General features: G+C 59.8%; 14 protein-coding genes, 1 tRNA gene and 1 pseudogene. 7 read left to right on the top strand and 9 right to left on the bottom strand.

Going from position 1 to position 20,879, the window contains the following annotated elements:
• Nucleotides 1–179: 179 nt before the first annotated feature.
• Nucleotides 180–728, bottom strand: a complete 549-nt coding sequence (locus tag HH212_RS12230; protein WP_170202725.1) for a hypothetical protein — start codon at nt 726–728, stop codon at nt 180–182.
• A gap of 188 nt (nt 729–916) precedes the next feature.
• On the opposite strand from HH212_RS12230, the gene HH212_RS12225 reads away from it, so the two are divergent.
• On the top strand, nt 917–1,651 hold the full coding sequence (locus HH212_RS12225) for a LexA family transcriptional regulator (RefSeq protein ID WP_170202724.1): 735 nt from the start codon (nt 917–919) through the stop codon (nt 1,649–1,651).
• Between the two features lie 21 nt (nt 1,652–1,672).
• Here HH212_RS12225 and tssK read toward each other — a convergent pair whose 3' ends face one another.
• On the bottom strand, nt 1,673–3,007 hold the full coding sequence (gene tssK, locus HH212_RS12220) for a type VI secretion system baseplate subunit TssK (RefSeq protein WP_170202723.1): 1,335 nt from the start codon (nt 3,005–3,007) through the stop codon (nt 1,673–1,675).
• Nucleotides 3,008–3,206: 199 nt separating this feature from the next.
• Here tssK and tssE point away from each other — a divergent pair, with 199 nt between their 5' ends.
• The 5 genes from tssE to HH212_RS12195 all read left to right on the top strand — a co-directional run bounded on the left by tssE (nt 3,207) and on the right by HH212_RS12195 (nt 12,022).
• Complete coding sequence (gene tssE / locus HH212_RS12215) at nt 3,207–3,689, top strand: type VI secretion system baseplate subunit TssE (protein ID WP_170202722.1); 483 nt, start codon at nt 3,207–3,209, stop codon at nt 3,687–3,689.
• A gap of 11 nt (nt 3,690–3,700) precedes the next feature.
• Complete coding sequence (gene tssF, locus HH212_RS12210; RefSeq protein ID WP_170202721.1) at nt 3,701–5,545, top strand: type VI secretion system baseplate subunit TssF; 1,845 nt, start codon at nt 3,701–3,703, stop codon at nt 5,543–5,545.
• Between the two features lie 13 nt (nt 5,546–5,558).
• Nucleotides 5,559–6,587, top strand: coding sequence for a type VI secretion system baseplate subunit TssG (gene tssG, locus HH212_RS12205; protein ID WP_170202720.1), 1,029 nt, complete (start codon nt 5,559–5,561; stop codon nt 6,585–6,587).
• Nucleotides 6,588–6,725: 138 nt separating this feature from the next.
• Nucleotides 6,726–11,282: a type VI secretion system tip protein TssI/VgrG gene (gene tssI / locus HH212_RS12200; protein ID WP_170202719.1), complete on the top strand. Its 4,557-nt coding sequence runs from the start codon at nt 6,726–6,728 to the stop codon at nt 11,280–11,282.
• Nucleotides 11,279–12,022: a DUF7738 domain-containing protein gene (locus HH212_RS12195; protein ID WP_170202718.1), complete on the top strand. Its 744-nt coding sequence runs from the start codon at nt 11,279–11,281 to the stop codon at nt 12,020–12,022. The genes tssI and HH212_RS12195 overlap by 4 nt, the downstream gene beginning before the upstream one ends.
• A gap of 28 nt (nt 12,023–12,050) precedes the next feature.
• Here the strand turns inward: HH212_RS12195 and HH212_RS12190 are convergent.
• A pseudogene (locus HH212_RS12190) lies at nt 12,051–12,987 on the bottom strand (IS5 family transposase).
• A 245-nt stretch (nt 12,988–13,232) separates the two neighbouring features.
• On the opposite strand from HH212_RS12190, the gene HH212_RS12185 reads away from it, so the two are divergent.
• On the top strand, nt 13,233–13,487 hold the full coding sequence (locus HH212_RS12185) for a PAAR domain-containing protein (RefSeq protein ID WP_170202717.1): 255 nt from the start codon (nt 13,233–13,235) through the stop codon (nt 13,485–13,487).
• A gap of 479 nt (nt 13,488–13,966) precedes the next feature.
• Here the strand turns inward: HH212_RS12185 and HH212_RS12180 are convergent.
• The 6 genes from HH212_RS12180 to HH212_RS12155 form a co-directional block, all read right to left on the bottom strand.
• Nucleotides 13,967–14,045 (bottom strand) — tRNA-Ile (locus HH212_RS12180).
• Between the two features lie 158 nt (nt 14,046–14,203).
• Nucleotides 14,204–16,429, bottom strand: coding sequence for an RNA polymerase sigma factor RpoD (rpoD, locus tag HH212_RS12175; protein WP_229217687.1), 2,226 nt, complete (start codon nt 16,427–16,429; stop codon nt 14,204–14,206).
• A 215-nt stretch (nt 16,430–16,644) separates the two neighbouring features.
• Nucleotides 16,645–18,447 carry a DNA primase gene (dnaG, locus tag HH212_RS12170; protein WP_170202716.1) on the bottom strand — a complete coding sequence of 601 codons (1,803 nt, stop codon included), beginning with the start codon at nt 18,445–18,447 and terminating at the stop codon, nt 16,645–16,647.
• Nucleotides 18,448–18,591: 144 nt separating this feature from the next.
• Nucleotides 18,592–19,041 carry a GatB/YqeY domain-containing protein gene (locus HH212_RS12165; RefSeq protein WP_170202715.1) on the bottom strand — a complete coding sequence of 150 codons (450 nt, stop codon included), beginning with the start codon at nt 19,039–19,041 and terminating at the stop codon, nt 18,592–18,594.
• 131 nt (nt 19,042–19,172) lie between these two features.
• On the bottom strand, nt 19,173–19,385 hold the full coding sequence (rpsU, locus tag HH212_RS12160) for a 30S ribosomal protein S21 (protein WP_005665410.1): 213 nt from the start codon (nt 19,383–19,385) through the stop codon (nt 19,173–19,175).
• 138 nt (nt 19,386–19,523) lie between these two features.
• A complete protein-coding gene (locus tag HH212_RS12155; RefSeq protein ID WP_170202714.1) occupies nt 19,524–20,735 on the bottom strand; it encodes a BaiN/RdsA family NAD(P)/FAD-dependent oxidoreductase in 1,212 nt (403 codons plus the stop codon).
• Nucleotides 20,736–20,879 lie beyond the last annotated feature (144 nt).

Genomic DNA, 20,879 nt, shown 5'->3' with positions numbered 1-20,879 from the left:
AACGTGCGACGGTTCGGGCTGTCGAGACAGGCAATCGGTACCGGCTGCCTGTGCTGCTTCGGGTTCCGGCTATCGGTGGCGGCGGGCCGCGCAGTACGAGTGCCGAAAGGATGTCGATGGGTGTGGACCCGAGCCGGTGCGGCCGCTGCCGCGCTGTTGATCCGCTTTTTATCCGCTGTTTATCCGGCTTTCCATCCGGGTGGGCGGCCATGCAGGCGCGCACTGGCACGGCGGGCATGACGGGCAGCGATGTTGTGCAATTCGCTCACCATGTCCCGGACGCGCTCGTGCACGAAGCCGCCGGCGTGGCGGATCGGTTGCTCGCCCCTGCCGCCGCAATCGGCGCAATCGAGGGCGTCGTGCTGGCCGGTGCCGCCGCAAGCCTTGCAGCCGCCATCGAGCCAATGGGCCAGCGACAGTTCGGCGACGGTCCGGTACAGCGCGTGCGCCGCCTGCGCATTCCACGCCGTGTTTTCCGGCGCCCACCTGCGTGCACGCCCGCGCCTTGCCACTTCGGCCATCCACAGTCGCAGCAGTTGCGCCAGGCTGGCCGGGTCGCGCCGCGCGTCGTCGATGGTTCGCACGCGCTGCAGCAAGGCGCCCAGGTCGCCGTCGCTCCCCGCCGCAGCCAAGGCACTGGCAAGCAACGGGTCGGTCGTGCCATGCCGCGCCGCTTCCTGCCGGCCTGAAGTGCCCAAGGCACGGGAATAGCGTTCGTTGAATCCCATTTGCTCCTCCATCGATAGCAGCCATGCGGCAGCCAGGCGCAGCGTGTCCGTGTTGCTTTTCCTGCCGCTTCAACCATTTATTGCGCCGCCGCCTGGATATTATTAAACACCATGTTTATAATCCAAGTCAACATTTTGTGTAACACATCTTGTTTAGCCCAATGGACAATCGCGACATGCACATACAAATGAAACGCCTCTACGAGGCTGCCGAGGTGCTGGCCGGGCTGAAGACACAGGCGGACATCGCCCGTGCCCTGAACCAGTCACAACAGACGGTCAACAATTGGGAAGCCCGCGGCATCTCGAAGGCGGGCTTGTTGAAGGCGCAAGGCGCGATCGGCTGCTCGGCCACCTGGCTGGAAACCGGCGCGTCGCCGATGGCGCTGGCGGCGCGCCCGGGCGACGACGGTGCCGAAGTGGCGCTAGCGGACGCCGTCGACAATCCCTTCATCGAGGAAGCCAAGGGTGTGCGCATCGGCGACGAGCCGGACACCATCCCGATCCGCAAGGTCACCCTGAAACTGCGCGCCGGCGTGACCGGGTTCGAGACCGAGCCGGACCTGGCGGACCTGGACGATGGCGGCGTGCTGCACCTGCCGCGCGCGGTCATCGAGGCCAACAAGCTGGTGCCGCATCAGCTGCTGGCGATCCGCGTGCGCGGCCAGAGCATGGAGCCGATGATGTTCGAGGACGACGTGGTGGTGGTGAACACGGCGGACAGGAAGCCGATCAGCCGCGAGATCTATGCGCTGAATTTCAACGGCGAGGCGCTGGTCAAGCAGCTGGTCAAGCGCAACAGCGAGTGGTTCCTGTGTTCGGTGAACGTGGATTTCGGGCCGATCAACGTGCGCAGCGGGCAGTGCAGCGTGGTGGGACGGGTGGTGTACCAGCCCGGGCGGGTGTTGACCGGGCGCCTGTGAGCGCCCGGCCGCCGCGCCCGCTCACTGGGTAAAGGCGATCAGTTCGATCTTCAGGTCGCGCATGCCGTCCGGCGCATAGACCGCGATCGCCTGCGCCTTGAGCGCATTCTCGTACAGCCCGCTCCTGGTGGTCAGCAGGAAGTAATAGGTATCCGGACGCACCGGCACCGCCGCCGGCACCTGCGGCATGTGCTTGAGCGTGATGCCGGGCAGCGCCGACATCACGATGCGTTCGATGTCGTCGGGCGAGCCGATCTTGAAGCGCACCGGCACCGCCGCCACCAGCTCGAGCGCCGGCATGTCGGCGCTGACGGCCAGGCACAGCTGCATGTCCTCGCCCAGTTTGGACGTATCGAGCGCGCCCCGATAATGGGTGCGGCGATGGTCTTGTGCGACCAGCTCGATCGTGAAGTACCTGGCCGAGATGACGGTATCGACCAGGTCGCGGATCACCGTATCGAGTTGGGCGAATGCAATGCCCGGCTCGTCGTGCACATAGGCGGGCAGGTCCGACGTCGCGTAGCGGTCCGAGAACGTCAGCAAGCCGCCCGCCAGCGCCAGCAGTTTTTCGTAAAGCGCCTCCGGATGCCCCACGCGCGAGCGCGCGTAGTGCTGCAGCGAGGCGTTCGCCGTGCCGATGATGTTCAGCATCCACCACGAGGTGATGTCGCCGGCATGCACTTCGAAGGTGGCGGCGTTGGTCTTGCGGTGCGCACGGTGCAGCGACACGGCCTTGGCGGTCAACGCGCTCATCAAGCCGTCCAGCAGTTGCCGCAGCGGCGGGGCGGCTTCGAGCGCCACGCACGGCGGCACGAAGGCCGGATCGGCCTCGAAGCCGCCGCGCGGATCGCGGTGGATGCGCAGCACCGGAAAGCCGACGTGGCCGTCGCGCGGCTCGGCGTGGGTGAGCAGGCGGATGCGCTTTTTCAGGAACGGCACGTCGATCGGCACCGCATCGCTGAACAGGTCGGACGTTTCCGCTTCTGCCAGCGCATAGCGGCCGCCCTCTTCCGCATTGGCGCCGTGCGGCCGGATGGTCGGGAGCGCGGCGTAGATCGTGAAGGTGTTGATCTCCTGCGGCAACTGGGCCAGGTCGAGCGCAACCGGCAGCAGGTCCGCCGCGGGGGCATCGTAGACCGCGCCATCCTGGAAGATCAGCGACATTGCCTGCGCTTCGAGCAGGTTGTGCCCGAGCCCTTGCAGGTTCCACTGCAGCGAGCGCACGCCCCAGAAGTTGGGGTGAAGGGCGGACACCATGCCGAGCAGCCGCGTCTCGTGGTACATGTCTTGCCGCTGGAAATGCTGCGGTCCCAGCGTCAGCCCTTCGGACCACAGGATTTTCGCTCCCAGGCTCATCGCTTTCTCCTTCGTGCAGGTTCATCCAGTCCAGATTCGACAAAGCATGGCCGGCATCGCGCAGCGAATTATTGATCTGGCGCATTTACGCTACCGCTTTTTCTTGTAGATGCCTTTATTGATGAAGCGCAAATTTACTACCGGAAAGAACGAAATAATGACGCTTCTTGCGCCCTGAGGCGGTCTTCGAGGAAACAGCATGCAGCGTTTCGTGCCCGGCTTGTTCGACCGTCTGGATGCCGACGACGATAGCGACGCCCACGGCCGCTTGCGCCCGTCACCCGGGCGCGCCGACGCGTGGCAGGAAAGCATCACGCGCGACCTGGAAGCGCTGCTCAACACCCGCTCGGCCCTGCTGCCCCAGGCGCTGGCCGGCTACGACGAGGTCGGCAAGTCCGTGGTCAACTACGGCCTGATCGACTTCGCCGGCATGTGCATGACCAGCGACGCCGACCAGAAGCGCATCTGCACCGCGGTGCGGCTGGCAATCGAGCGCCACGAACCGCGCCTGCACAAGGTCAGCGCCACGTTGCAGCCCAGGAAAGGCGCCATCAACCGGGTCGACTTCGTGATCACCGCCGAACTGAAGAACGATCAATCGGCCGAAGCGATGCAATTCAACGCCGTGTTCCAGCCATCGCTGCAGCGCTATTCGCTGCAGCGCATCCGCAGCGCTCCTTAGCCACGATCGCCATGGACCAACTGTTTGCGCAGTACGAACGCGAGCTCGTCACGATGCGGCAGCTGTGCCGCGAATATGCCGAGCGCTATCCGAAGGTCGCGGCCAAGCTGCAACTGGGCGGCGACGCCTGCGACGATCCGCACGTCGAGCGCCTGATCCAGGCGGTCGCGCTGCTGTGCGCGCGCGTGTCGAAGCGCCTGGACGACAGCTATCCGCAATTCACGGAAGCGCTGCTGGAACTGCTGTTTCCGCACTACCTGCGGCCATTTCCCTCGTGCGCGATCGCACGCGTCATGCCGTCCGCGCAAGACACCGGCAGCAGCTGCGGCAGCGGCGGCAAGACGGTTGCGCGCGGCACCTCGCTGGCATCGAAGCCGGTGCACGGCGTGGCGTGCACGTTTCGCACCGTCTACGCTGTCGCGCCGTCCCCGGCCGCCATCGCTTCGGTCAAATTCGATGCGCTCATCCGCGCGCCGGCATCGACCAGGCTGGCGCCGGGCGTGACGGCATCGATCGCCATCGAGTTCGCCTGCGCGGCGGCCATGCACGCGCAACACGCGGCGCCGTTGCGGCTGTATCTCGACGGCGACGCCTCGTTCTGCGCGGCGCTGCGCGATGCGCTGTTCCTGCGCGCGTCGGCAGCCTATGTCCAGGCCGGAACGGAAAGCGAATGGCGGCCGCTGGCCGCGCTGCCGGTCGCGCCGGTCGGCTTCGCCGACGACGAGGCGCTGATCCCGTTCGACGCCCGTTCGCAGCGCGCCTACCGCATCCTGGCGGAGTTCTTCGCCTTCCCGGAAAAATTCAACTTCGTCGACATCGACCTGGCCGCCGTGCGCGCGCGCCTACCGGCGAACTGCACGCGCTTCACGCTGCACCTGGCATTGGCCGGCGTGGCGCCGGGTTCGGACCAGGCCAGGATGCTGGCCGGCCTGTCGGCCCACAGCCTGCTGCCCGGCTGCACCCCGGTGGTCAACCTGTTCCAGCAGCCGGCGGTCCCGATCGGCTACGACCAGCACAGCGCCGACTACACCGTGGTGGCCCATCCCACGCACGCGGCCGCCTATGAAATCTATTCGGTGGACCGGGTCCACATGGTACAGCGCGAGGGAAAAGCCTTCCCGGCGCTCGAATTCCGTCCCTTCTATTCGCTACGGCATGGCGAGAACGACAGCCATAAAGGCCGCTATTGGCTGCTGCGCCACGACGACACGCTGGCCGCCATCAGTCCCGGCCACGAAAAGGCCATCGCCCTCGTCGATGCCGACGGCGAGGCCCTGGCGATCGAGCGGAGCACGCTGTCGATCGACCTCACCTGCACCAACCGCGAACTGCCATGCCTGTTGAGAACCGGGGCGGCCGGCGGCGACCTGTCGGTTCCCGGCGCCACAGAAGGCGCGACGATCCGCTTCCTGCGCCGGCCCACGCGGCCGCATCGCCTGACGAACGGCCAGGGCGCCCACTGGCGCCTGATCTCGCACCTGACGCTGAACCACCGTTCGCTCGTCAAGGAAGGCGCGCATGGCCTGCGCGAGATGCTGACCCTGTACGACATCACCGGTTCGGTGGTCTCGCAACGCCAGATCGCCGGCATCGTCGGGCTGGAACATGCCGAAACCACCGCCTGGATCCGGCACAAGCGCGGCGCCTCGCTGGCGCACGGCACCGAAGTGCGCCTGACGATCGACGAGGAAGCTTTCGTGGGCGCCGGCCTGCATCTCTTCATCCAGGTGATCGACCAGTTCTTTGCGCTGTACGTCCAGATGAACAGCTTCATCGAGCTGGTGGTCCTGTCGCAGCGAACCGGGGAGGTACTGTGCCGATGCAAACCGAGAAGCGGCAGCATGGCGCTGTCATGAGCGGGCGCCGGCAATGATGGAACGTCTGACCACGGCGCCGCACAGGTACCGCTTCGCCCAATTGCTGAACATCCTGGTGCGCGTGCTGCGCCGCCAGGGCATTCCGTATGCCCAGGCGTTCGGCCAGGTGCTGCGCTTCCGTAACAGCCTGTCGCTGGGCTTCCCGGCCAGCGAGATCGAAAGCCTGCGGGTCGAGCCGGCGGACGGCACTGCCCTGCACCGCATCCACATCACGCCGGCGTTCATCGGCCTGCTGGGCGCCAGCGGCACCCTGCCCCTGCACGATACCGAACGGGCGGCCGCCAAGACGGGGCCGGGCGGCGACGAAAGCTGGAAACCGTTCATCGACCTGTTCTCGAACCGCGCCATCGGCCTGTTCTACGAGGCCTGGGGAAAATACCGCGTCGAACACGGCTTCAACACCCGCGGCCAGGACGACTTGCTGCCGCTGCTGAGCGCACTAGGCGGCCTGCGGCCGGCCGGCTTCGGACCGGGCAAGCCGCACGCATCGCTGCCGGCGCAGGTCGGCGCCTACTATGCCGGGCTGCTCGGGACGCGTCCGATCGCTGCCTCGACCGTGGAGCGCGTACTGGGCGACTACTTCGGGGTTCCGGTGCGTCTCGAGGAATTCGTCGGCGCCTGGGATCCGCTCCCGGCGCAACGGCGCAGCACACTGGGCGTGACCGACCCGGTCCTCGGCTTCGGCGCCGCCTTGGGCTCGCGCATATGGCGCAACGATGTGCGCGTGCGCCTTCACATCGGTCCGCTGGATGAAGAAGCGGCGCAGGCGTTCCTGCCGCGTGGCCGCTCGCATGCGGCGTTGACGGAGATGGTCGAGCTGTTCTCGGTGCCTTGTGTGCAGTACGAAGTCAGGCTGTTGCTGGACAAGCCGGCGTTGAAGCCGCTGACGCTGGCGACCAGGGGGCCGGAGCGCAGGCGCCTCGGCTTGAATTCCTTCCTGACGGTCAGCGCCGGCAAGGCGAGCCGGCCGGATATCCGTTCCATTCTCCGTCTGACGCCAGTTGCAAAGACTGGACGATAACGATCGGGAGGCGTTGTGCTGCTGCCACTTGTCTTCCAGCGCCGAGTCCGCTTTTGAGCCAAGTCAAGCTTCGTCATTCTCGGTTGCGTACCTTGACTGTTGGAAATCTGATATTCGACAAACCCTTGGAGATAGCCGATGGAGGAAATTCAAGCGATCGCGGTGGATGCTGCGCTATCGGCGTTCGGCCTCGATGCCCAGCACGACCGCCTGCTGCGCATCGACTTCCCGCACGGCGACGGCCCGGACCGCATCCTCCTGGTCAACCGGTTGCGCGCGCACGAGGAAGTCTCGCGCTGCTTCCGCTTCGACGTCGAACTGCTGTCCGACAACGCGCACATCCTCCTGAAACCGCTGATGGGACGCATGGTCACGATTTCCCTGGTGCGCGAAGACGGTTCGCTGCGCTACTTCAACGGCTACGTCACGGAATTCCGCTTCGTGCGCACCGACGGCGGCTTTGCGTTCTACCGCATGGTGCTGGAACCGTGGCTGGCCTTTGCCAGGCTGCGCAAGGACAACGTGTCTTTCCACGGCAAGACCGTCGTCCAGATGACCGAACTGACCTTCGCCCATTACCGCCAGGCCGACTGGCACGCGGCTATCCTGGGCGAGGACCTGCCGATCACCTGCGCCAACCAGTACGACGAGACCGACTACAATCACCTGCACCGCCGCTGGGAAGCGCTCGGCCTGGCCTACTGGTACGAGCACCGCGAGGATGGCCACACGCTCTGGCTGATGGACAAGAGTACCTACGCGGAAGCCATCGATCCGCACGGCATCGACGATTCTGGCGAGATCCCGTTTCGCGACAAGACCGGATCGCTCGAGGACGACGGCATCCACGAGTGGAGCGCCATCCGCCGCATCGGCTCCGGCCAGACGACGCTGGCCAGCTTCGACTACAAGAACCCCGTGGCGCAACGCTCCAGCGCCGACTCCCTCAACGACCAGGGCGACGTGTTTCCCCATGAAGTCTACGAAGACATGGGCTCGTACGGTTTCCGTACCCATTTCGAGGGCGAACAGCGCGCGCGCCGGCGCATGGACGAGCAGGACGCCAACACCCAGTATTTCGAAGCGCGCGGCAACGACCGCAACGCCCAGTCGGGCCGGTACTTCACGCTGGCCGACCACTTCAGCGCCGAGCCGCAAGTGCCGAAGTGGGGCGAAGCGCCGCGCCGTAGCATCGCCGACCGGCACTACCTGATCTTGAGCGTCGACCACGAGGCTAGCAACAATTACCAAGCTGGACGCGGCGCGCCGTCGCATTACGCAAACACCTTTCGCTGCGTGCGCAAGGACCTGATGTGGCGCCCAGGGCGGTATTACAACAGCCGGCCTTGTAGCGATCCCGGCATCCAGACGGCGCTCGTGGTGGGGCCGTCCGGGGCGGAGATCCATACCGATGAGTATGGGCGGATCAAGGTGCAGTTTCACTGGGACCGGCTGGGTGCGTATGACGAGAACAGTTCGCCCTGGCTGCGCGTGATGTCTTCCGGGGCTGGCAGCGAGTTCGGCAATATCCGCTTGCCGCGGGTGGGCGAAGAAGTATCCGTCGTGTTCCTTAACGGGAATATCGATCATCCGATGGTGCTGGGGGTACTGCACAACTACAACCATATGCCACCGTGGCAGTTGCCGCAGCAGAAGGCCTTGAGCGGGTTGCGCAGCCGCGAGCTGGAAGCGGGGGAAGGCGGCCACCGTGGGAATCATCTGGTGCTGGACGATACGCCGGGCAAGATCCAGGTGCAGTTGAAGAGCGATCATCAGTGTAGTCAGTTATCACTTGGGCACATCGCGCGTATCGAGGACACGTCCGGCCGCCAGGACGAGCGCGGCGAGGGATGGGAGTTGCGCACCGATGGGCATGGCGTGGCGCGGGCGGGCCAAGGCATGCTCATTACCACGGAGGCGCGGCCGAATGGCGACTCTCATATCAAGGACATGGGCGAAACGATCAAGCAGTTGTCGACGGCAACGGAGCTGCAGGAACAAATGGGCAAGTTAGCGCAGCACTACGGCGCTCAGGAGAACCAGGAACTTCAGCAAAATGACACGGTGAATGACCTTCAATCCCAGAACCAGGCTTTCCAGGGAGGAGGTACAAAAGAGTTTCCGGAGTTGGCCGAGCCGCATCTGGTCGTCACGAGTCCAGCAGGTATCGAGCTGAGCTCCGCACAATCTACGCACATTGCCAGCAACCGTCATACAGCCATTACCAGTGGCAAAAGTCTATCGATCGCAAGTGCTGAAGGGCTATTCGCGAGCATCGGCAAGACGTTCCGTTTATTCGTACACAAAGCTGGGATGAGGCTGATCGCCGCTGGTGGCAAGGTTTCGGTGCAGGCGCAGAACGATGACGTCGAGGTTATCGCCAACAAGGTGCTTGCGCTATTGAGCGAGTCGGACTGGGTCGACATCCGGGGCAAGAAAGGCGTGAGGCTACATGGCGCTAATCACGTATTTGAAATCAGTGACAAAACACAATTCTTTACTTCGTCGCCCGTTCTTTTCCACGGCAACCTTGAGACCTTGCCCCCGAAAAATATTTCGGCTGCACCTGAACAAAAAAGACAAGCTTTCACCGTCGCGCCCAGTGCCAGTTCCGCTGTAGAAACCGACCACCACCTTGAAAGCACCTTTGCATTTAACCAGATCGAGCAGGTCGCAAAAAATTTTACATATGCCGAATTTGTCATGTTTTTGGCACCCATATTTGGCTATGACATACCTGCAGAAACCTATATCAAACTGCACGAGGAATTAAGAAATGGCTCGATCAAACAGCCGGCCATAAAGGTGATGAGGAGTTGTCATTACCCTGCTTCATTTGACAACGAAACACGCGAAATATTGGTACACCAGACGGCTGCCGATCGCGCTGCAGCGGGCAACGACCACTCCTGGGAACTGCTGACCGCATTAATCCACGAATTTGGTCACTACATCGATTTAGTACTACGCAAGGATTTGGCCGAGAAAAATCCAGATGGCACTTCTACACTCAAATCCGATGCAGAAGGCGATGAGGGGGCGAAATTTGCCTACAACATTGCCTTTTTCGATTTTTGCAATACCGGTTCAACAACATATGCTATCTATCGCTCGCCCGCCTTTGACGGCGAACTTAAAGTCGATTACCACGAGGTACAGCAAGCCATAAAAAAATCGCAGGATGAAGATGCGCAACACAACGAAGGAAAAGAGGGCAATGTTGAATTTTTTGGTGCAGGACTAGGCGAACATCATAAAGAGCGACCGACTTCATCGTTTGGTCATCAATCGATCGAACATGCTTTACTTAACGCCTCGATAAATTTTAAAGACGAAGATACACTCAAAAAGATATATTTCGGAAACTGGCTGCGCGATTACTCGCAATTGCTCGATCCTTCCATCGTACGAAAGCCTGAAGCGCCTAGAAACTTTCCCACAGCGTTTTCTCGTCAAGAGTTAACAGAGCTGGTAGACATTTTTGCAGAATTAGAATTTGTGCAAGATCCAAAGAAAAAGCAAATATTTAAAGTTACTCCATCCATACTGGGAGTATACCGACCTGTAGAGCACATTGACAATCCAACCAATAACTCCACCAATACGCCGGATCCACATACTATCGACAAAGATTTCCAGCCAAAAGCTTCTGCTGAGTACACTTCTATCGATCCAACAACGTCGATGAAGAGGTATATCGATTCTTCAGCAACATACATGTCTGGCGAGATAAACAAGGCACTAGTTGCTGGTCCAGGGCCGGAGGGATACAGACATTTCGGCGCAGCACTTCACGTACTTGAAGATTATTTCGCGCACAGCAATTTCGTGGAACTCAGCTTAAGGAAGGTGGGACACGTTCATGTTCTTCCATGGACATCACCCACACCTGGAAAACACAATCTTCCGGTCGTCACTGGAATGTTCGACTCTGACGATGTGATTGCCAGTACAGCTGGAACTATCGCCGATATAGTGTTCAAGGTGGAATGGAAATTCACACCAATCGAATCCGGCGAGCGCACGAAAGCAGATCGAGTTTTGCTTATATTACTACGCGCGCACAGTGACCCACGCGTATTGCAGGCATACGAAGATTATCTGAAAATAAGGGATAATCTTGCAAAAATACCGGGATATAAATACATGGGAATAATCCCTCATTACACGGTTGGATTGATTGCCAATATTAATAATTTCGTTTATAGCACCTTGCTTCACCTTGTTGGAAATAGCGTTGACGATCAGCAAATCGTCCGTGTAGGTGATCCTAATACGAACGGATCGACAAATCCAACACATTCTCAGTTGGCAAAAGATCATGATAACCATCCATTCCATACTCTAGCTGCGGAATTAGCGAAAATCGCTGTGACAAAAGTTGGATCAGCAGTTGCGGACCGCTGGTGGAACGGAGATACAGCAATCGATCCTGCACTAATTGCTCGAGGCTTTCTGACTCATCCATTCGACACGAATTGGCAAGACAAGCTGGTAACGGATTGGGCAGTAAAACACCCGAAAGAGGTGAAGCGAGGGGAATCTGCAACAGAATGGGAAGCGATCGAGAAAGCACATAAAAAAGAAGTACTTGATTCCATAAACAGAGCTAAAAAAATGAGCCAAGAATCTTGGGACTACATCAACAAAAATTTCACTACACTTTTTAAAGAAAAGAATCAGATAAAAAAATGATGAAAATATTTCTCCGTGGAACAATACTTGTCTTTTCATTGTTTGCTCCCACTTCCAAAGGCGCAGAACCTTCCGATCAATCAATTTCCGAGAAGAAAAGAGAACCTACGATGTTAGACCGGTGGAACGAAATCAAACATCAAGCTGCGCTAGCAACAGGTGCTATAACTGCCCTCCCTCAACCACGGCATGTAAAAAGACAGGCCAAGCCTGAAATCATTATAAAAGGATCAAATATTTTTTTTGACGGCAAACCCTTAGAATTCGGGTGGACATTGGCATCATGGAAAAGTATCTTAAAAAGAAATCCCCATTGCGACAAGACAGAAATCGTATGGTGCGTATGGGAAGATTTGGGATTAGAAGTTTCCACAAGGGCAAAAAGTAACTTTGGCGTTAGCACGATTGTTATTAAATTAAGCATACCTGAGCATTTGCTTCACGAAACCAGAACGCCCTATCCTGATGGAACGCCTGATAACACGCCAAAGGCAGACTGGTTAGCGCGTCACCCTTTTACCGGCTATCTAGAAATAGACGGGTTCGGAATCGATAAAGAAACGAAGTTCTGGGAACTTCAATCCAGCATCGACGTTCATCGAAATCTGAGCTGCGGGCTAACAAGCTGTGAGTTTCCCAGCGGCATATTCGGCCCCAAAAGCACAATCGACTTACATTTGAATGGTGGAAGCGAATCAGCAACAATCGAAGAAATTAAAATTTATACCACATCTCGTTGAGCTTCTAATACTCAAATCCCAAACGGAATTACAGCATGGTTACTGCCACAGTCATGGGCGTACCCAATCGCGTAAAGCGATTAAGGACGGCAGCACGAACCTGTAACTCGGCCACCTGACGGTCGAAGTCACATGCCATAACGCGTTCACCAAGCAGATTGAAGCAACGCATTTTGGTCTCGACAAGGCTATGCCGATGATAGCCGCTCTACTTCTTCCAGATTTTCCGGCCAAACCGGCGCATAATCGTCAAGATGATATTGAGGGCTTTGGCACCGGACCGCTGTCCCTTCCGTGGCTTGCCGTTCTTGCGCGTGGGAATGATCGCCTGCGCCCTCCGTTGCGCAATCGCTTCGTGACAGCCTTTCGTATCATAGGCACCGTCGCCGCTGAAGCTCGCAATAATTTCCTTCGTAGGAATCTGGTCGAGAAAACACGGCAGTATCGGTGCATCGCCAGTGGCGTTGTCGGTCACCTCGATGGCCCGGATTTCCAGCGTGGCCGCGTCGATGCCAAGGTGAACCTTGCGCCATTGGTGATGGTACGCGGCCCCATGCTTTTTGGTCTTCCACTCACCTTCACCCAGCATCTTGATGCCCGTGCTGTCGCCAAGCAGGTGGAATCCCGTCGTTGTTGGCTGCGCCCCGATCGTCACCGAAAGATGCTTCTGACGGCGGCTGACGATGCTGAAGTCGGGAACCTGCCAATCCAGTCCGGCAAACTCGAGCAGGCTCTTCGTCATGCCCATCGCCTGACGCAAACGCAGATCGAACAGGCCTTTGATAGCCAGGCAGAAGGGAACCGCCGCCTCGCTGTACTTCGTACTACGGCTCCGCTTGCAGTTAGCACTGCCGTGCCAGCACATATCCTTGTCCAGCAGGTCAGAAGCGAACCACGCGCTTTGAGCGCCATATTGTAGTCTTCCTAGTTGGTCGTTCGATCTTCTGTTTTGCTGGAGCAGTCATGCCGCTAGTTTACTCGTGCGCACCTTTGGCCACTGCAGGGGAAATTGTGCAACAAAGCCATTAGCAAAAATTAAAGAATAAAAAGTCACACCACCTATTATTAAGTCTCTCACTTCAATTTGAGGCCAAGGCATTGGCGTGATCAATATCTTTTAATTTAGATAATTAAACATAGCTGGCATTGCGGTCGCAAACCAATCATATATGATTTGCGCTCCCCAACAATAAACTGATAGGACCGACAAATGAATCACCAAGGACGTGGCGTCATTCGTCTCAACGACAAAACTGATCACGGCGGCCAAGTCGTCAGCGCATCGTCGGGCACAACTGTGATGGGTGTAGCTGCGGCACTTCAAGATGACATGACGTGGTGTCCAAGGTGCAAAGGTAATTTTGCAATTAAACCCAATGGCACAGGCGCGCAACATGAAGGCAGGTCATATGCCTACGATGGGGACATAACTGAATGCGGTGCAAAATTGATAACCTCATTGTAAGTAGATTGCCAAAGACTATCGACGACGCGACCAATGCAACTAATTTTTCAGCGATCAAGAAATCGCCAATGCAAACTCAGCATTATCCGTAGAGGTATTGCGGTAGCAGTGGAGAATTGTGTCATCAATATACGATACAAGTTACCGGGGCCACCGATATTGCATGCGTTGAACGGACCATTGCCAACACCGATAGCTGAGGCAGGGTTATAAAACGCCCGCGAACCGACATCTTCCATTGACATGACTTGCTCAGCACATGGCCTAGCACAGTCCCCTCTGCATGAGTTGCAGGCGATAAGTGAGTGATCGAGACCTAGAAATAGTGTGGAGATAGGGCATTGCATTTCTAAACAGCGGGAAGCGGCTGTAATTGATGTCTTGCTACACATCGCACACACATTACAGTGCTGTTTATAGGAATAACAAAAAAGGGGCTACGGTACATCGTAACCCCTTCATCATTCTATACAAAATATTGGTAGGCCTCCCCGGAGTCGAACCGGGCACCAACGGATTATGAGTCCGCTGCTCTAACCAGGCATGAGCTAGAGGCCCGAAACTGGTCCATCCGGAAGCGTCACCTACCCGCCACCGCAACGATGCCCATTGCAGGCATCGCCAAACATGAAGTGGCGAGAGGATATTGCTTTTAACACCAATCCGTCAAGCATCAACAACGACGGACGGCGTCAACAACGCAAACAACACGACGATCAGCCCCCACTCGCCTCCAGGAAGCTCTTCAGCTTGTCCGAGCGCGACGGATGCCGCAGCTTGCGCAGCGCCTTCGCCTCGATCTGGCGGATGCGCTCGCGCGTCACGTCGAACTGCTTGCCGACCTCTTCCAGCGTGTGATCGGTCGACATCTCGATGCCGAAGCGCATGCGCAGCACCTTGGCTTCGCGCGGGGTCAGCGAGTCGAGCACGTCCTTCACCACGCCGCGCATCGAGGCGTGCAGCGCGGCGTCCGACGGCGCCAGCGTGTTGTTGTCCTCGATGAAGTCGCCGAGATGCGAATCGTCGTCGTCGCCGATCGGCGTTTCCATCGAAATCGGCTCTTTGGCGATCTTCATGATCTTCCGGATTTTGTCTTCCGGCATTTCCATCTTGACCGCGAGGGTTGCCGGATCCGGCTCGGCACCGGTCTCCTGCAGGATCTGGCGCGAGATCCGGTTCATCTTGTTGATCGTCTCGATCATGTGCACCGGAATACGGATCGTGCGCGCCTGGTCGGCGATCGAGCGGGTGATGGCCTGGCGGATCCACCACGTCGCATAGGTCGAGAATTTGTAGCCGCGGCGGTATTCGAACTTGTCCACCGCCTTCATCAGGCCGATATTGCCTTCCTGGATCAGGTCGAGGAATTGCAGGCCGCGGTTGGTGTACTTCTTGGCGATCGAGATCACCAGGCGCAGGTTGGCCTCGGTCATTTCGCGCTTGGCCTTGCGCGCCTTCATTTCACCGGCCGCCATCTGGCGGTTGATGTTGCGCAGGTCCGGCAGCGGCAGCACGACGCGCGCCTGCAGGTCGATCAAGCGCTGCTGCAGTTCCTTGATGGTCGGGATGTTGCGGCCCAGGATGGCGCTGTAGGCATGGCCGGCGTTGACTTCGCCATCCACCCATTCCAGGTTCGTCTCGTTGCCCGGGAAGACCTTGATGAAGTGGGCACGCGGCATGCCGCAGCGGTTCACGGCCACGTCCAGGATCTGCTTTTCGATGTGGCGCACTTCGTCGACCTGGCCGCGCAGGGTGTCGCACAGCTTTTCCACGACCTTCGCGGTGAAGCGGATGTCGAGCAGTTCGTTCGAGATCGATTCCTGCGCCTTGACGTAATCCTTCGAGTTGTAGCCCTGCTTCTCGTAGGCCTTGCGCATCTTGTCGAACTGTTGCGCGATCTGCGAGAACTTGTCGAGGGCGACGTTTTTCAGCTGTTCCAGCTGCTCGGCGGAATAGCCGGCCGCGCCGGAACTGGCGCCGCCCTCTTCCTCTTCGTCGCCTTCGTCCTCGTCGCCTTCCTCTTCGTCGTCGTCATCGTCGGACGACGGGGCTTGCTGCGCGCTGACGCTTTCCGCCGGCTCTTCGGCGTCGACCAGGCCGTCGACGATCTCGTCGATCTTGATCTCGTCGTTCTCGATGCGCTTGGCGGCATCGATGATCTCGGCGATCGTCACCGGGCAGGCGGAGATCGCCTGGATCATGTCGCGCAAGCCGTCCTCGATGCGCTTGGCGATCTCGATCTCGCCTTCGCGCGTCAGCAGTTCGACCGAGCCCATTTCGCGCATGTACATGCGCACCGGGTCGGTGGTGCGGCCGAAGTCGGAGTCGACGGTCGACAGCGCGGCTTCGGCGGCAGCCTCGGCCTCGTCGTCGCTGGTGACGGTGGCGACATTGTCCGACAGCAGCAGCGTCTCGGCATCCGGGGCATGCTCGTAGACGGCGATGCCCATGTCGTTGAAGGTGCCGATGATGCCTTCGATCGCTTCCGGGTCAACAATGTTGTCCGGCAAGTGGTCGTTGATCTCGGAATACGTCAGGAAGCCGCGCTCCTTGCCCGACTTAATCAGGGCCTTGAGCTTCTGGCGGCGGATTTCGATTTCTTCTTCGCTGGCCTCGGTATCCGACGAGAACGCGTCCTTGAGCAGCGCCTTTTCCTTGGCCTTGCGGTCCTTGGCCTTGGCCTTGTCGACCGCTTTCAGTTCGGCGCGCTCGACCGCGTTCAACGCGGCGACTTCGTCGTTCTCGGGCGTGAATTCCTTGGGCTTGCGACCGCGCCGTCCCGGTACTTTGACCGACGGCAGCACGTAACCGGACGTATCGATCGCGGCAAGGGTTTCCGCATCGGTGGTCTGGCTGACAGGTGCGACTCCCGCGACGCGGGCTTCGGCCTTGTCCTGCGAGTTGTCCGCGCTGGCGGACGTTCTGGTAGTGTTGGCAGCCACTTTGGTTTCGGGTTTCTTGGTTGGCACAGGCGCTTTCGAAGTCACGACGACCACTTTACGATGGTTGAAGATAAAGTTTTGATGCCGCGCTAACTGAAACTCCACGCATGTTCGAGACGATTAATCGTTTCAAAGCTTGCAATAGTTAGCGTTTGATTATAGCACGTACCCCTATAGTTTCCAGTCGAGAACGCCGACATGGCGATGGCCGTCCGTCAGGCGAATTTCGCCGGGGTCTCGTTTGCCGCCTCCCTGCTCAAGAGGTCCTGCTGCGCTGTGATTTCGCGATAGCGCGCACTCACCTGATCTGGGGTCAGGCCGGAAGAAAACAACTGGTTCAACTCCTGTTTTAAGACGTCCATCTTGATCTGGCGCACAGCACTTGTCAGCCAAACCCGGTCCTGGTCGATGTCCGATTCCGGTTCCGACGCGATCTCGGAAATCAGGCGGTCAAATTCGCTGCTGCCTTCCTTCAAACCTTGCGACAAGGCAGCGAAGGTGGCGTTCTCGCCCAAGGCCTGTGCCTGCGCCACCAGCTGGCACAGGCGCTCGGCCTGCTCGCCGCCGAAGCTCTCGAAGGCTTTCGTGGCGGTTGCATCCAGGGTCAACGACAAGGTCGGATGCGAGATCAGCATGCGCGTGATCTGCAGTTCCAGGCCGACCGGTTCCGGCCGTCCCTGGCGCGGCGGCGCCTTGCGTGCGACCGAGACCGGCTTCGAGAGTTCGAACAGGCCTTCGATTTCCGCCGGCGTCGACGCGGTCAGGTTGGCCAGGCCGCGCACGATCTGCAGGCGCAGGGCCGACGGCGCCATCGCCTGCAATAGCGGCTTGGCGTCGAACTGCACGTGGGCGCGCCCTTCCGGCGTGTCGAGGTCGTGCTCGGTCGTGACTTCGCGCAGCAGGAACTGCGACAGCGGGATCGCCTCGTCGATTTCGCGCGCAAAGGCGTCGGCGCCGAATTCGCGCACGTAGCTGTCAGGATCGTGTTCCTGCGGCAGGAACAGGAACTTGATGGTCTTGCTGTCCGACACTTGCGGCAAGCACGCTTCCAGCGCGCGGCGGGCGGCGCGGCGGCCGGCCTTGTCGCCGTCGAAGCTGAAGATCACGTTGTCGGTCTGGCGCAGCAGTTTTTGCACATGGGTGCTGGTACAGGCGGTACCGAGCGTGGCCACCGCTTGCGGAAAGCCGAGCTGGGCCAGCGCAACCACGTCCATGTAGCCTTCGGTCACCAGCACGTAGCCGGCGTCGCGGATCGCCTGGCGCGCCTCGAACAGGCCGTACAGCTCGAGTCCCTTCTGGAACAACGGGGTTTCCGGCGAGTTCAGGTATTTCGGCTCGCCGCCATCCATCACACGACCGCCGAAGCCGATCACCTGCCCCTTGCTGTTACGGATCGGGAACATGATGCGTTCGCGGAAACGGTCGTAGCGCTTCTTGTTACCGCCGTCCTCATCTACCTTGTCGATCACCAGGCCGGATTCGACCAGCGCCAGCGCGTCGTAGTCGTTGAACACCGAACGCAGGCTGTCCCAGCCGGAGGGTGCATACCCCATGCCGAAACGCGCCGCCACTTCGCCGGTCAGGCCTCGGCCTTTCAAATAGGCGACCGCGGCGGGCGCCGTGCGTAGCTGGGCGCGGTAGAAATCGCAGGCCTGGTTCAATGCGTCGGTCATGGCCAGCGATTGCGCCTGCTGGGCGGCGCGCTGGGCGGGCGGAATGCGGTCGTCGGCTTCGGGCACGATCATGCCCACGCTTTGCGACAAGTCCTTGACGGCATCGACGAAGCCCATGCCCGAGTATTCGATCAGGAAGCCGATCGCGGTGCCGTGCGCACCGCAGCCGAAGCAGTGGTAGAACTGCTTGGTCGGGCTGACCGTGAAGCTGGGCGACTTTTCATTGTGAAAAGGGCACAGGCCCATGTAGTTGGCGCCGCCCTTTTTCAGCTGGACGTAGCGGCCGACCACATCGACGATGTCGACACGGTTGAGCAGATCGGTAATGAATGATTGCGGGATCACTTGTCGTTCACAGTGTTTGTCTAATCTCAGACTATACCGCAGGGCTCGCTCTCAATTGATTTTCAACAAGCCCACATAGCCTCTACGCCGCCAGTCGCAAAAACGCATCGCCGCTTCCATCCGGGAGACGGCGTACGTCTTCCATCAGGCGCCGGCGAGCGCCTTCTTGACCTGCGCCGAGACCGCGGTCATGTCGGCGCGGCCGGCCAGCTTCGGCTTCAGGATGCCCATCACCTTGCCCATGTCCTGCGGACCGGCGGCGCCCGACGCGGCCACGGCGGCCTGCACTTCCGCGGCGATTTCCTCGTCCGACAGGCCGGCCGGCATGTAGGAGGACAAGACGGCCAGTTCGGCCTTTTCGATGTCGGCCAGGTCCTGGCGGCCGCCGGCTTCGAACTGGGTGATCGAATCCTTGCGTTGCTTGATCATCTTTTCGACCACGGCGACGGTCTGGACATCGTCCAGCTCGATGCGTTCATCCACTTCACGGCGCTTGATCTCGGCGATGATCAGGCGGATGGTGGCCAGCTTGCCGCTTTCCTTGGCGCGCATCGCGGCTTTCATGTCGTCGGTGATTTGGGTCTTCAAGCTCATGGATTCTCCGTATTTTTGGATGGGCAAAAGGCAAAACCCGCTGCGGCAACGAACCGGAGCGGGCTTATGAGTTCGGGCCTGGAAAACCGGGACTGGCAGTGGCCGTCACCGGATCCGACCTCGGAACCGAATCAGTACAGTTTCTTCGGCAGTTGCTGGCTGCGGATGCGCTTGTAGTGGCGCTTCACGGCAGCTGCCAGCTTGCGCTTGCGCTCTGCGGTCGGCTTTTCGTAGAACTCGCGAGCGCGCAGTTCGGTCAGCAGGCCGGTTTTTTCGATAGTGCGCTTGAAGCGACGCATAGCGACTTCGAACGGCTCGTTTTCTTTAAGGCGGATAGTGGTCATGTAAAAATGAAACCGTTGGATTTAGGGAAGAACGAAATTCTAACAGCTTTTCAAGCGCCGTGGGATTTTTTCCAACCGTGTATTCCGATTGCCACAATCACCACGATAAGCCCGTCTGCGTGTTCACAATGCGCGGATTTATTCGATGCTACCGCCTGCCGCCACGCCGGATGCCCAGGCCCACTGGAAGTTATAACCGCCCAGCCAGCCGGTCACATCGACCGTCTCGCCGATGAAATACAGGCCCGGAACCTTGTTGGCCATCATGGTCTGCTGCGACAGTTCGCGCGTGTCGACGCCGCCGATCGTCACCTCGGCCTTGCGATAACCTTCCGAGCCGGTCGGCACGATGGCCCAGCGGTTGATCGCGTCGCCCAGCTTGCGCAATTTCGCGTCAGCCATGTCGGGCAGGCGCGCATCAGGTGCAAAACCGTTCGCCAGCAACAAACCCTCGGCCAGGCGCGCCGGCAGCCATTGCGACAGGATATTGCCGAGCTGTTTTTTGACGCTGGTTTTGGAGGCAATCAATTCCTCGGCCACATCCATTTCTGGTAACAGGTTCAGCACGATCGGCGTGCCCGGCTGCCAGTAGCTAGAAATCTGCAAGATCGCCGGACCGGACAGGCCGCGATGGGTGAACAGCAAATCCTCGCGGAAGTGACCGTGGCGGGCGCCCTTCCCTTTGCGCGAGCCGGTCTCGACTTCGACTTCGAGCGCGATCCCGGCCAGCGGCACGAACGGTTGCCAGCTGGGGCCGTCGAAGGTCAGCGGCACCAGGCCGGGACGGGTCTCGACGATCTTCACATCGAACTGGCGCGCGATGCGGTAGCCCAGGTCGGTGGCGCCGATCTTCGGAATCGACAGGCCGCCGGTGGCCACCACCACGTTGCGCGCCAGGACCGGTTCGCCGTCGGTGTCGATGCGGAACAGTTCGCCGGAGCGCTCGACGCCATTCACCTTGCACGGCATGCGCCAGGCCACGCCGGCGGCATCGCATTCGTCCTTCAGCATACGGATGATCTGCTCGGCGGAATCGTCGCAGAACAATTGGCCGCGGTGCTTCTCGTGATAAGCGATGCGGTGCTTCCGGACCAGCGCCAAGAAATCCTGCGCGGTATAACGCGACAGCGCGCTGCGGCAGAAATGCGGATTGTCGGAGACGAAATTCTGCGGACCCGCGTTGACGTTGGTGAAATTGCAGCGGCCGCCGCCGGAAATGCGAATCTTTTCGGCCAGCTTGCTGGCGTGGTCGAGCAGCAGCACGCGCTTGCCGCGCGCGGCGGCTGCGGCGGCGCACATCATGCCGGCGGCGCCGGCGCCGATCACGGCGACATCGTAGTGGTTGGACATGCTGGGGCGTTTCTGCTGGGCACAAAAGGGAAGATTGTAAACGCCGCGCCAAGACCACGCCAGTAGGGTGGACGGCGACGCCCGGGCCTCGGCATATTGTCGATGGGTGCGCCGTCCACGCGTTCACACCTCATCGCATGGCCA

Source organism: Massilia forsythiae (genome assembly GCF_012849555.1).
GTDB classification, from domain to species: Bacteria; Pseudomonadota; Gammaproteobacteria; order Burkholderiales; family Burkholderiaceae_D; genus Telluria; species Telluria forsythiae.
The sequence above is the reverse complement of the archived record's forward strand: the minus strand, read 5'-3'. Positions and strand labels throughout refer to the sequence as shown.

Bases quoted from the DNA above. Each gene is read 5' to 3' on its own strand.
- tssI (WP_170202719.1), top strand. From the start codon at position 6,726: ATGGAGGAAATTCAAGCGATCGCGGTGGATGCTGCGCTATCGGCGTTC.
- HH212_RS12195 (WP_170202718.1), top strand. From the start codon at position 11,279: ATGATGAAAATATTTCTCCGTGGAACAATACTTGTCTTTTCATTGTTT.
- HH212_RS12185 (WP_170202717.1), top strand. From the start codon at position 13,233: ATGAATCACCAAGGACGTGGCGTCATTCGTCTCAACGACAAAACTGAT.
- HH212_RS12230 (WP_170202725.1), bottom strand. From the start codon at position 728: ATGGGATTCAACGAACGCTATTCCCGTGCCTTGGGCACTTCAGGCCGG.
- HH212_RS12155 (WP_170202714.1), bottom strand. From the start codon at position 20,735: ATGTCCAACCACTACGATGTCGCCGTGATCGGCGCCGGCGCCGCCGGC.
- HH212_RS12165 (WP_170202715.1), bottom strand. From the start codon at position 19,041: ATGAGCTTGAAGACCCAAATCACCGACGACATGAAAGCCGCGATGCGC.
- tssE (WP_170202722.1), top strand. From the start codon at position 3,207: ATGCAGCGTTTCGTGCCCGGCTTGTTCGACCGTCTGGATGCCGACGAC.
- tssK (WP_170202723.1), bottom strand. From the start codon at position 3,007: ATGAGCCTGGGAGCGAAAATCCTGTGGTCCGAAGGGCTGACGCTGGGA.
- tssG (WP_170202720.1), top strand. From the start codon at position 5,559: ATGATGGAACGTCTGACCACGGCGCCGCACAGGTACCGCTTCGCCCAA.
- HH212_RS12225 (WP_170202724.1), top strand. From the start codon at position 917: ATGAAACGCCTCTACGAGGCTGCCGAGGTGCTGGCCGGGCTGAAGACA.
- rpsU (WP_005665410.1), bottom strand. From the start codon at position 19,385: ATGACCACTATCCGCCTTAAAGAAAACGAGCCGTTCGAAGTCGCTATG.
- tssF (WP_170202721.1), top strand. From the start codon at position 3,701: ATGGACCAACTGTTTGCGCAGTACGAACGCGAGCTCGTCACGATGCGG.